The organism is Paenibacillus sp. FSL H8-0079 (genome assembly GCF_037991315.1).
Lineage (GTDB): Bacteria > Bacillota > Bacilli > Paenibacillales > Paenibacillaceae > Paenibacillus.
In genome coordinates this window covers 1,955,087-1,967,843 of the sequence record NZ_CP150300.1, presented here as the reverse complement: position 1 = coordinate 1,967,843, position 12,757 = coordinate 1,955,087, and the positions used below count along the sequence as shown (strand labels likewise).

7 protein-coding genes and 1 tRNA gene are annotated in these 12,757 nt (G+C 47.5%); all 8 read right to left on the bottom strand.

Features of this window, described 5'->3' with window-relative positions; all coding sequences use genetic code 11:
- Positions 1-126 precede the first annotated feature (126 nt).
- Positions 127-2,580: a phenylalanine--tRNA ligase subunit beta gene (pheT, locus tag MHI06_RS08960; RefSeq protein ID WP_340401247.1), complete on the bottom strand. Its 2,454-nt coding sequence runs from the start codon at positions 2,578-2,580 to the stop codon at positions 127-129.
- Between the two features lie 82 nt (positions 2,581-2,662).
- Entirely contained in the window at positions 2,663-3,697 is a 1,035-nt protein-coding gene (gene pheS / locus MHI06_RS08955) for a phenylalanine--tRNA ligase subunit alpha (protein ID WP_047842255.1), read from the bottom strand.
- A 597-nt stretch (positions 3,698-4,294) separates the two neighbouring features.
- Positions 4,295-6,187, bottom strand: coding sequence for an ABC-F type ribosomal protection protein (abc-f, locus tag MHI06_RS08950; RefSeq protein WP_340401246.1), 1,893 nt, complete (start codon positions 6,185-6,187; stop codon positions 4,295-4,297).
- A gap of 451 nt (positions 6,188-6,638) precedes the next feature.
- Positions 6,639-6,709 (bottom strand) — tRNA-Gly (locus MHI06_RS08945).
- A gap of 162 nt (positions 6,710-6,871) precedes the next feature.
- Positions 6,872-8,998, bottom strand: a complete 2,127-nt coding sequence (locus MHI06_RS08940; protein ID WP_340401245.1) for an EAL domain-containing protein — start codon at positions 8,996-8,998, stop codon at positions 6,872-6,874.
- Between the two features lie 292 nt (positions 8,999-9,290).
- Entirely contained in the window at positions 9,291-10,247 is a 957-nt protein-coding gene (locus MHI06_RS08935) for an aldolase catalytic domain-containing protein (RefSeq protein ID WP_076330255.1), read from the bottom strand.
- Positions 10,248-10,330: 83 nt separating this feature from the next.
- Positions 10,331-11,644 carry a hypothetical protein gene (locus tag MHI06_RS08930; RefSeq protein ID WP_340401244.1) on the bottom strand — a complete coding sequence of 438 codons (1,314 nt, stop codon included), beginning with the start codon at positions 11,642-11,644 and terminating at the stop codon, positions 10,331-10,333.
- Positions 11,641-12,756: a DUF58 domain-containing protein gene (locus MHI06_RS08925; RefSeq protein ID WP_340401243.1), complete on the bottom strand. Its 1,116-nt coding sequence runs from the start codon at positions 12,754-12,756 to the stop codon at positions 11,641-11,643. Before MHI06_RS08925 ends, MHI06_RS08930 begins: the two co-directional genes overlap by 4 nt.
- Between the last annotated feature and the right edge of the window lies 1 nt (position 12,757).

Here is a 12,757-nt window from a genome sequence, read left to right as displayed (position 1 = left end):
CTTCAAGTCTGTATGTTGATTCTAAGCTGTAATCACAAAAAAGTCACATCGATCCTCTAATGCTAAGGATTCGATGTGACTTCAAACAATTCCTGCTAATCTTTGTTCAAAAAATCTTCTTCTGGCCTATTTACGCAATTCCGCTCCGAATTGCTCTTCCAGACGAGCCACTACACGGGCATGAACTTCAGTAACTTCCTCATCAGTCAGTGTACGTTCACGATTCCGGTACACCAGCGCCATCGCCACGCTCTTCTTGTTTTCGCCCAGTTTGCTGCCCGTGAATATATCGAATACCTGTACGGTTTGCAGCAACTCACCCGCTGATTCACGAATGGCGCGCAGCATATCTCCAGCTTCAATATCCTCATTCACAACAACCGCGATATCACGTTCCATGGCTGGGAAACGCGGAAGTTCACGATAACGAATGTCAGCGTCTGCTTCATTGTAGATCGATTCAAGTACAATCTCTGCGATGTACACATCATTCAGATCATACTGCTGTTGCAGTTCCGGATGCAATTGACCCAATGTACCGATCAATGTGCCTTCTCCGCCATCCTTCCCTTCCAGATAAACCGATGCAGAACGTCCCGGATGGAAACCTTCAGGACTGTTTGCTACCAAGCGAATGCGTTGTTCCAAACCCACATAGGCGAACAGATGCTCAAGCGCACCTTTCAGATCGAAGAAGTCTACTTTCTCCACTCCAACATTCCATTGCTGGCTTGCACGATTCCCGGTAAGCAGCAAGCCCAATACCGGAATCTCATGTGGTTGCTTGGTCAATTGATCTTCTTCAGTGAAGAATACATTGCCCACTTCAAATACAGCCAGTGAATCCTGTTTACGGTTCATATTATACACCGCTGCATCCAGCATTTGCGGCAAAATACTCGTACGAAGCACACTGCGGTCCTCACTCATAGGCATCGCGAGCTTCACCGCTTTACTGCCTTGTGTCAGCGCCGGGAACAGAGTCGCTTTATCCGGGTGTACAAAGGAGTAACTGATCATTTCCTGCCAGCCACTGCCTGAGAGCAATCCACGAATCGTGCGACGCATCGCTTGAGAGCGTGTATAAGCACCCGGAGTCGTCGGTCCTTCAATCCATGTGGTAGGAATGTTGTCATATCCGTACAGACGCGCAATTTCTTCAAACAGGTCTACATCGAGCGTAATATCCCCTCTGCGTGTTGGTACTTCCACATCCAGCAATCCTTGATCAGCATCACCACATGCAAAGTGCAAGCGAGTGAAGATGGTTTTCACCTCAAGCAAAGACAGATCTGTTCCCAGATAACGATTCAGTCTGTCCAGCGACAATTGAATTACACGTTTCTCCGCAGCTTCCGCTCCAGCTTCCACGATTCCTTGGTGCACTTCACCTTCAGCATAACGCTGAATCAGTTCAGCTGCACGATCCAAAGCCGTAATGACCGCACCCGGATCTACTTCCTTCTCAAAACGCATGCTTGCTTCGGAACGCAGCCCCAGTTGGCGCGACGTTTTCCGAACGGTTCCGCCATCGAACTTGGCGGACTCCAGCAACAGATTTACCGTGCTTTCCGACACCTCGGAATTCTCGCCACCCATAACCCCAGCGATGGCTACCGGTTTCACGCCATCTGTGATAAGCAACATATGTGGCTCCAGGTTACGCTCCTGGCCATCCAACGTAACAATCGTTTCGCCTTCGTTGGCCATCCGCACTTCAATATGACCTTTTTCCAACTTATCCGCATCGAATGCATGTAGCGGTTGGCCGTATTCCAGCATGACATAGTTCGTGATATCAACGATGTTATTGATCGGACGAACACCTGCTGCCATCAGACGGTTTTGCATCCACAGCGGGGAAGCACCCAGCTTAATGCCTGTTACATAACGAGCTGCATAGTGACTGCATTGCTCTTGTGCCTTAATCTCTACCGAGATATGATTCGCAGCCGCATCACCAACCTCAACCAGTTGGTCTTTGGGACTCGGCAGCTTCACTTCACGACCCAGGATGGCACCCACTTCATAAGCTGCACCACGCATGCTGAGACAGTCGGAACGGTTCGGTGTCAGGTCCAGTTCAAGCACATGATCGTCGAGACCAAGAACCTGGCTGATTGGCTTGCCAACCTCTGTTTGTTCTGGCAGAACGAGAATACCTTCCTGCTGATCTTTCGGCAACAATTTGTCGTTCATGCCTAGCTCTTTGGCGGAACAGATCATGCCAAGGGATACAACACCGCGCAGTTTGGCTTTTTTGATATCCAATCCACCAGGGAGCTTCGCTCCAACCAGGGCTACGACTACTTTTTGGCCTGCATCCACATTTTTCGCGCCACACACGATCTGCAGATCTTCTTCCTGACCAGCATCGATGACACATACATTAAGTTTGTCGGCATCCGGGTGTTTCTCCTTGCTCTTCACATAACCCACAACAACTTTATTCACGCCCTTGTTGCGGTTCTCCACTACATCAATTTCTACTCCCGCACGGGTGATTTTCTCTGCCAATTCCTGTGGCGTCACACCTTCAAGGGAAATATAATCAGACAGCCAATCTGTCGATACTCTCATGGACGTTCACTTCCTTCATCTATAAATTGGTGTTCCCGGTTCATTCGCTTGCTCTATATGGTTAATCTATCTTGTCTTAAAATTACAGCCGTCCGAATTGCTTCAGGAAGGTCAGATCACTATTGTAGAAGTGACGGATATCATCAACACCATACTTCAGCATGGCGATACGTTCTACACCCATACCAAATGCGAAACCACTGTATTTCTCCGGATCATAACCACCCATTTCCAGTACTTTCGGGTGAACCATACCGCCGCCCAAAATTTCAAGCCAGCCTGTTTGCTTACATACGCGACAGCCGCTGCCGCCACATTGTACACAGGTTACATCCACTTCCGCACTTGGCTCTGTGAACGGGAAGAAGCTTGGACGCAGACGAATTTCTGTGTGGGAACCGAACATTTCGCGCACGAATTGCAGCAGGGTTCCTTTCAGATCGCTCATACGAATGTTTTCGCTGATGACCAATCCTTCAACCTGGTTGAATTGGAAAGAGTGCGTCGCATCGTCGTCATCACGGCGGTATACTTTACCTGGGCAGATGACTTTGACAGGCACTTCGCCCTTCATGCTCTGCATGGTACGTACTTGAACCGGAGACGTATGGGTACGCATCAACAAGTCTTCTGTAACATAGAAGGAATCCTGCATATCGCGCGCCGGGTGATTCTTCGGCAGATTCAATGCTTCAAAGTTGTAATAATCCATTTCGACTTCAGGACCTTCCGCTACGCGGTATCCCATACCGATGAAAATATCTTCGATCTCCTGTACCACTTTGGTCAGTGGATGCAGTCCGCCTTGACGTCCACGACGTCCTGGCAGGGTCACATCAATTTTCTCGGATTGCAGACGCTTCGCTGTCTCTTCCTTCTGGAACTGATCCTGCTTGCTGTCGATGACTTCCTCAATGGCAGCCCGAACATCATTGGCTACTTGACCAATAACTGGACGTTCCTCTGCACTAAGCGCACCCATTCCGCGCAAAATTTCAGTCAATGCACCCTTTTTCCCCAAATACTTCACACGCAGATCACTGAGCGTCTGCGGATCATTCACACCAGACAACTGCTCCAGCGCTTCGATCTTTAATGCCTCTAAACGTTCTTTCATGTGTAATTGCCCCCTTTTTGTGGTGTTTTTGCAACAAAAAAAGGCCTTCTCTCCCCTGAAGGGACGAAAAGACCGTGGTACCACCCTTGTTAGACATCCCTTGCTGCACGGCCCCTTTGGCCTGCAACTCGTTCTATCTCACTTTGTACGGAATAACGACCGTTAACCGTTTGCCCCTACTGTTGCCTCTGTGTCTGCACACAAACAGGTTCAGGGAACCGCTTCGGAGTGAATTTCGGCAGCCTTGTTCTACAGAAACGCTCTCAATCTACGGCGCTTCCTCCCTGTCCAGAGGCACTGCTTACTTATCTCCATCATCACGTTTGCTTTTAAGTTAAACCTCTAGAGGTTGTCAAAAAGTCCGCTTTTGATTACGAATGATGCCTGACGGCATCATCAGCATCGAATATGGCATTCAGCCGAAATGTCCGTTGCTCACGTAGTTTTCCCTACGCTCCGCTACTCCATTTCTATCTTCATCCCATCTTCTTGGTACTGAAAACCGATCTTTTTGAACACTTCCCCATATCGATGTAATCATCGATGATCGTTCATAATTATATGCAAAATAGATTGAAATAGCAAGCCGTCCATCTTCTAATTTATGCTTGCACCCTTATCTTTCAATTGTTTCAGGCGCTGCTGGATTTCGCGAATCTCCGTTGCCTCGACTGCTCGTTCACTCTCGTGTTCAGGCAGTGTCAGACTGTCTTTTCCAGCAGCGCTCACAGGAGACAGTAACTCGGATAAGCGCATCTCCAATCGCAACCGTTCGTCATCGGATTCCCGGGTCTCGAGCGCCAGCTCCCGAAGTTTAATGGACTCCTCCCAATCCGGCACACTTCCTTCAAACAGGGTTGCTGTGCCACCAGGTTCCAGATCGCACAAGCGATTCGCAAGTGACTTCGTCAGCATACGGTCATGGGATACAAGCACCAAAGCACCTGAAGCCTGTTTTAATACATTCTCCATGACTTCCTGGGTATCGATGTCCAGATAGTTGGTCGGCTCATCCAGCACCAGCAGATTCGCTCCGCCAAAGTAAAGCCTCAGAAATGCCACTCTGCACTTTTCTCCCATGCTCAAATCCCCGATCTGCTTGAACACATCATCCCTGGAAAACAGGAAACATCCCAGAATGGTACGTGCCGCACTTTGTGTCATGGATGGAAGGGTAAGCAAGCTGTCCAGCAGCGTCAGAGTCTCGGGAAGTCCTTCCAACTCCTGTGAAAAGTAACCAATTCTCAGCTGTGGATGCCGTGTTACCTTGCCTTGGGAGGGTTCCAGCTCACCAATCATCAGCTTCAACAGTGTCGTCTTGCCCGTTCCATTAGGGCCTCGTACGGCAACACGGTCTCCACGTTCAACAGTGATTCGAAGGTCGCGAAGCAAGGGCTGGTTACCCGTATATGAAAAACTCACCTCTTCCAGCGCAAGCAGCTGACGTGCAGCCAGTGTACTCATCTGCAATTCCATATTCAACTTGGTAGCTTCACACGGTTTATCCACCCGTTCCCGCTCCAACCGCTCCAACTGTTTTTGTTTCGCATGGTAACGTGAAATATTCTTGTTGGCTTTGGCCTTGTAGAAGCTCTGGGTGATCTTCACCTCCACATCGGTCGCTGAGTTATGCGCTTTATGGAACCATTCCTGATAATTACGAATCGTCTCTTCCAGCGCCTTTCGTTCCAACTCCTGCCTGCGGTAGATCGTTTCCTGTTCCCGTAATTCACGCTCTTTGTGGACCTTGTACTCGGAGTACCCGCCCTTGTATTTGGTCAAAGCCTCTGAACTGAACTCAATCACTCCTGTTGCTACCTGATCAATAAACGTACGATCGTGAGATACAAATAACAGCGTACCTTCATATGAGGATAACCACTCTTCAAGCCAACGCATGCTTCCCTCATCCAGATGATTCGTGGGTTCATCCAGGATCAGGAATTTAGGTTTGCTGACAAGCAGGCCTGCCAAACGAACCTTTGTTTTTTGTCCACCGCTCAAGGAATGATAGGGTCTGTTCCAATGCTCTGCGGATAAACCAAGGCGTGTCAGTACCTTCTCTACCTCGGTCTCCCACATATATCCGTTAAGCTGTTCATATTGATCCATCACTTTTGTGTAGGCTGCAAGTAGCTCATCATCAGCCTCACTGCTGATGCTCAAGCGTTGTTCCAATTCCTCCAGTTTCCGTTTCACTTCATAGATCTGACCGCTCTCACGTCGGACCGCATCCATTACATTCATCACGCCCTCAATCTCCGAACGCTGGCGCATGAATCCCCATTCCTGTTGCGGGATATGACGTTCAATCCGTCCACCACCATGCTCTTCACCCAAAATGATACGTAACAACGTTGTCTTGCCGCATCCGTTGCGACCTAGAATCGCGAGTCGCTCGCCCTCATTAATCTCCAGATTCAATCCTGTAAACAATTCAATACCGTTCCACTCTTTTGATACTTCATGTAAGCGTACCAATGTCGTCATGAGGCCTCATCCTTCCTGCATCCTTTTTGCTGAACAAAAAAAACCGCTGGCATCAGCCGGCGGTTTGGCAATTCAGGGTTGGATCAAGCATTCAAAGACAGATCTAAGGTAAGCTACGGCATGAACAAAGAAACCCCAAATACAGGGTACACGTAAACCTCAAAGGCTTACTTGCTCCATACCTTTTCCCATAGCTGAATTTGGACACACGAATCCCCTCATTGCTCAGCCGCTCTGGCTGACTGCGTCATACAACCGTCTGCAGTTAACTGGGGTTCAATTCATGTGTTTTACTTCATGGGACGTATGGTTACCTCTCATTCATGTGTAGTATCAATTTCTCCGTTATTGTACCAGATCATTGTTAAAAAGCAAAGGTTACCCTCATATTTCTTTTAGAGCAAAAGAAAAAAGCCCCTGCATCGCAAGGGCTCTGGGTACTGCTTCGTTAAGCGGGTGATGGGAATCGAACCCACGCTATTAGCTTGGAAGGCTAAAGTTCTACCATTGAACTACACCCGCATGATTGACGATCTAATTGTTAAGTTCCGTTCAGAAGTTAACAGTGATTTTACAAAGAATAATATACCATGATCCTCCATAGCATGCAAGTCATATTTACCATTTTTTTCATTACACATCCATCTTAAAAAAGCAGGAGCACTCACGTGCCCCCGCTGTTCCCTATCCTGTGGGTTTATCCACATCTCTCAAAAACCGCTTTTCAAAATCAGCGGCTTCAATCGGTTTACTGAAGAAATACCCTTGAGCCTCGTGACAATGCTGATTGCGAAGAAAGACCATCTGATCTTCGTTCTCCACGCCCTCAGCTGTCACTTTCAGATGTAAATGATGAGCCATTGAAGTGATGGTCGATACGATCGCAGCGTTATTGCTGTCCTCCATGACCTCATTAACGAATGAACGGTCAATCTTGAGCCGATCAATCGGCAGATCCTTCAGATAGTGCAACGAGCTGTATCCCGTTCCAAAATCATCAATACTGATATGCACACCAATCTCTTTGATTTTACGTAACTGCTCGAATGCCCGGTCTTTATCAAATGTCATACTCTCCGTAATCTCCAATTCAAGCCATACCGGCTCAAGCCCAGTCTCCTTGAGAATGCCATTGATATTGTCCAATAGATGCGAATGCCTGAACTGTCTCATGGACAGATTCACCGAAACACACAGTTTACGATAACCGGCTTCCTGCCACTGCTTATTCTGTGCACATGCTTCACGAAGCACCCATTCGCCAAGCGGTACAATCAGCCCACTTTCTTCTGCCAGAGGAATAAATTCAGCCGGAGATACCGAACCTCGCTGCGGATGCTGCCAGCGCACCAATGCTTCCATGCCGACGATTAGCCCACTTTGCAGATTAACCTGCGGCTGGTAGACCAGATAGAACTGACCTCGATCCAACGCCTTCCGCAGATCATTCTCAAGCTGCAAACGTTCCTGTGCTTTCATCTGCATCGCATGAGCATAACGGTTCAATTCCATGCCCTGTTCTTTGGCATTGTGCAGAGCCGTATCTGCATTCTGAATAATCTCCTGTGGTGACTCACCATCATGCGGGAAAATCGCCATGCCGATTCCAAGTGTAAGATGATACTCATTACCGTCAACCAGGACAGGCTTCTCGAAGAGTTGTAAAATAGATCTTGTTCTCCGCAACGCTGTATCGGTTGTGCTGAAATCTGTCATCGTCAATGCAAACTCATCTCTTCCCAGGCCAAATACTTCTTCTCCTGGAAGTGACGAATGTTTCAGACGTTGACCTACCTGGCGAAGAACCCGGTTAGCTGCTTGCTGTCCGAGCGAATCATTAATGGTCTTGAACCGATTAATATTCAGGACCAGCACACCGACAAGCTTTTCCTCCACCACGGCATCATCCATCATCATTTTCAACCGCTGCGAAAGGCGACGACGGTTTGGAAGCCCCGTCACATCCTCATGATGAGCAATGTAATTCATCTTGGCTTCAGCAACCTGCTGTTGCAGAAACGGCGTGTCCACAACGGACGTGTACAACCCTTTTTGGATGAAAAAATATGCCATACAGTTACTCAACAATCCAAACAGCAGATTGAGATCGTTCACCCCTGTGGCGGAAATAAAATAACATTCCCCAAAGAAGAAACACAGAATACCGCATAGAATGGATGGCAAGTCACCATCCTTGGTTTTTTTCCATTGTACAAACAAAATAACGGCAATAATGCCATACAGCAATCCGACGATAAAATGAACCCGGGTGAAAATCCCGCCAAGTACTTCACCCTCAAGCATATTCGGCAATATGCTCCATTCCTGAATAGCCAATGTGTATAGAATAACAAAGGTACCCAACGTCCCACTGAACAGTAAGAATTTGCGTGGTAATGCAATTTCCTTCTCAGTTATGGTGTACACGAGCAGTAAACCTACTGAACATACCAAAGACCCCATAGTAGACATCATCAAGGAGAATTCCGATTCCATCATCGCTCCGTTCGGAATCTCTTCTGCAAAAGAAACGATATGAACCAGTTCAAACAGTCCAATCAATAAAAAGAGTGTTGTCAATAACACCCTCCGAAGGGTCAGCTTCTGCGTACGAAACAACCAGCTTTGATTATAAATGCCGATACAAGCCGCCGCCGCAGCGAATCCACCCAAGAGTGTCAAAACAGGGTAACCCGATATGATCAGATCAGAGCTTGAAGAAGAACGAAACCATTGACTTGCGAGGAAACACAATAAGCCGCATATAGCGACCCAACCTATTTTTCTCTGATCTTGCAGATTAACCTTCATGCCGTGTTTTCCTTCCCGGGATCACCTATCCAGAATTACATTTACCAAACTTGCCCTGCCCGCTACACAATTCGACAAAAAAACATATTTACCAACGTTCAATTCACATGCATGCACATGCTATCTGGTACATAATAACATTTAATTCTGTATACGTGAACTAAAAAATAGTTACTCCTAGGAATATTTATTCATAAAAATGGAGAAAAACAAGGTATTAAGAACTAAAAAAAACATGGATCTCCAGGTGGAGTCCATGTTTTCCTAGTTTGCAACTGTATTTCAGACTATATTACTTGTCGAAATTCACTTCTGGTGTTGTTAATTTATCATAGAAATCAACAACCTTGTCCTTGTCTTCCGATGAACGAAGCGCCATCGCCGAACGTGGATGCTCGTCCAATGCACCTGTGATCATGTAAGGCAGAATGTAGCCCCACTCTTCTTTTTCTCTAAGGGGTACCATCAACTGTTCCAGTACACCGAGGACTGGGCGCAGATTGTATTTCGTACCTTTCAGATGAGCTACGAGCAATTCGGTTGGGCAGTTACCTGCCGCACGTCCCATACCATATACAGAAGCATCAAGCAGTTCAACTCCCAGTTCCGCAGCAACCAATGTGTTGGAGAACGCGAGCTGCATGTTGTTATGGGTGTGAACGCCAAGACGCTTGTTAGGCAAATGAGTTTTGAACTTCTCTACCAGGTATTTCACATCATTATGATCCAGGCTACCGTAGGAATCTACAATGTAGACCACATCTACGGAGCTTTCTTTGATCAATTCAAATGCTTCCAGCAACTCATTCTCCATAACATTGGAGAGTGCCATAATATTCAGTGTTGTTTCATATCCACGATCATGGAATGTTTGAACCAGTGCAAGTGCCTTGTCTACATCTTTGCTGTAGCAGGCAACCCGGATCAGATCCAGCATGCTCTCGCTGCGAGGCAAGATGTCGTTCTCATCCACACGTCCAACGTCAACCAGTGCAGACAGTTTGGTATTACCTTTTTGAGGAATAACTTTACGCAAGAAATCATCATTCAGGAAACGCCAAGGTCCTGCTTCCTCCGCACCTTTCAGCAACTTCGGAGAGTTCTTATATCCAATTTCCATATAATCAACGCCAGCTTCATTCAATCCAGCATACAGCTGTTGAACAAAGTCCACGCTAAAGTCCCAATTATTCACCAATCCGCCATCACGGATCGTACAATCTACAATTTTGCAATGATTTGTCTTCATTAATGTCTGCTCCTTTTCTGACCAACTTGTGTATTCCTCTCATGATACTTGAACGTGACAAGAAAAGTAAAGGGATTCCGGACTTATTTACTTCGATAAGATTTCCAGATTCGGTCAATCTCAACCATATCGGAACGATCCGGAACTTTTCCTCCATAACGCACGCTGTTATACGTATCTGGCAGTCTCGCAGATAACTCATCTTCCTCTTGCTTCACACCATTCTGAATAATGGTCTGGGCAGCCTCCAGCGGAGTGTGCGTCCCCTGTATTCCCACTCCTCGATGAGCAGCCTTATCAATCCAAGTCCGATAGTAATACCGGACACGCTCAGCATCCTGCACAGGTGGCACTTCTTTCTTCCGAAACCAAGTCTTTCGAACTTTCTCCGGCGCCTCAAGCGTCTCACTGACATCCATATACTCCGTCCGCGGTTCTGCTTTCTTTACACCTGGTTGTAACATCCCCTTGAATCGATCCAAAAATCTGTTTATCGTTTTTTGTCCGAACCTCAGAAGCAGCCACAGGATTGCTCCTGCTAAAGCAGACATCACTACCCATCCGAGAATGTTCCAAAAGATTGAAGGTTCGGAGGGTGGTTCTCTCCACTCCTGCGGTATATTTAGCGGCTGATTTGGGGCGTCCATTGGTAGTGGTGGATCCTCGCCGGAAATCGGGTCAAACCATCCCCTGATCCATGCGAGCAAACGGTCACGTAGTGGTCTCAACCATGCAGCCAAACTTGGGAAAGCACCAATAGCGACGATGACAATAAACATCCACATGAACCGCTGATGATTCGCACGAGCAAAATCGCGCAATACTAATTTTCGCTTGCCATCATTAAGTATTGCCCGGTCCAGTTGTAGCATATATCTTCCAACCAGCCAGAAGGCAAAGCTGATTACTCCTGCAATATAGATCCACATGGTGTAGGCTTGTATCGGCTGCATAAACTCCAAGCGGTTCGAAGCAACCGTAAGCACGATCGCACTGATTACCCCCACAATCTGCAAACGCCATAACAAAACAGAATGAAAGTCTGGCTCGAAGCTCAGGCCTGCATAAGCGGAGATGACTCCACACAATACCAGTGTAATGATATCCGGCAACGGGAGAATGAGGCTCATCCCTATAACGAGTGCGAAGAGAAGTCCTATGACGAATGCCGTTACTCCACGAATGAATGTACTCTTCTCGCTAAATCCCGGAATTTTATGCTGAATGAATTGTCCCAACCAACCCGCGAGAACAACCAGGATGAATAATGTGTACGGCAAATGTTCCATTGCGTAGAATGAAGCAAGCGTAAATATCGGAAAAAGGTATATGCCAGCCATCAAGACGGCAAGCATCGCTATAAGTCCCTTGGTCGTCGCTACCTGTCTGTCCCTCATGCACTCACCGCCTTCGTATCACCCTTCACGTCCTCTACCGGGAGAACCGTCACGCGATGCCCTTGTTCGTGCAGACGCGAAATCTCGTGCTCCATAGCGGCAGATACATAGGATGTGATCAACAGATAGCTGCGGATTTGCTGTGCTTCTTCATTCAGACGTACTTCATCATTCAGGAATTGTTCCATGGGCACCATGCATTTCAACTCGGTCTCAGCCATAGCTTCCAGTACCCTTTCCAGATGGGGTGTTCCATAATCCGGCTCAATCCGAACTGCATCGCGACCTCCACCCACATGATAACCATTATGGGCGAAGCCTGCCGGCAACCCTCTACCGATGGCATCCACTGCAGCCGTGGCAGCGTAACGAAGTGCCCGTTCGATCTTCTCTGGTCGAGTGACTACACTCCACATATCTGCAGACTCCTGAATGTTAACTACAATCCATGATTGCGGATCTGCTGTCCATCCCTGCTTGTAGACTTGCAATTCACCCGTACGTGCGCTCGCTTTCCAGTGGATACGATTCATCGGGTCGCCTGCACCATAAGGGCGAACACCCAGAATCAGGAACGGATCTTCGACAATCCATCGCGATACTTCCACTTCCCCCTGCCACACTTGATATATGGCGGGAAGATCCTCTGCATTCACTAATGAAGGATACACGACCATGGACATATGCAAAGGAATCGGTTTGGTGGAACGCCACACGCCAAAGAGGTCCCCACCTGTCATGCTTGCTGTATTGAGTGGATAGATGCCACGCTGAGTACATGAGAACGGATGCTTGCGCGTGATACGCGTAAACGGTTTTAGTGTGAAAATGCTCTTATGGTTCTGATAGATTTCGCCTTGGCTAATATCCATACCTGAACCGGAACGAAATACAAACGACACAGGCATCATTGCTTCAAGTCTGAGCCACGGAACGGAGACTCGTTTTTCATTCGATATCGTCTCCACCATCTCAAGCTCATCTCCAGCATAACAACGCAGCTTGCTGAATTGTCTGCTGTACTTGAGCTTTCGCAGTGCAGGTCGTCCGAACCATACACCGTGTATGCCAACGACAATGCCTCCTACAAGGACAAGCCATAATAATGCCATA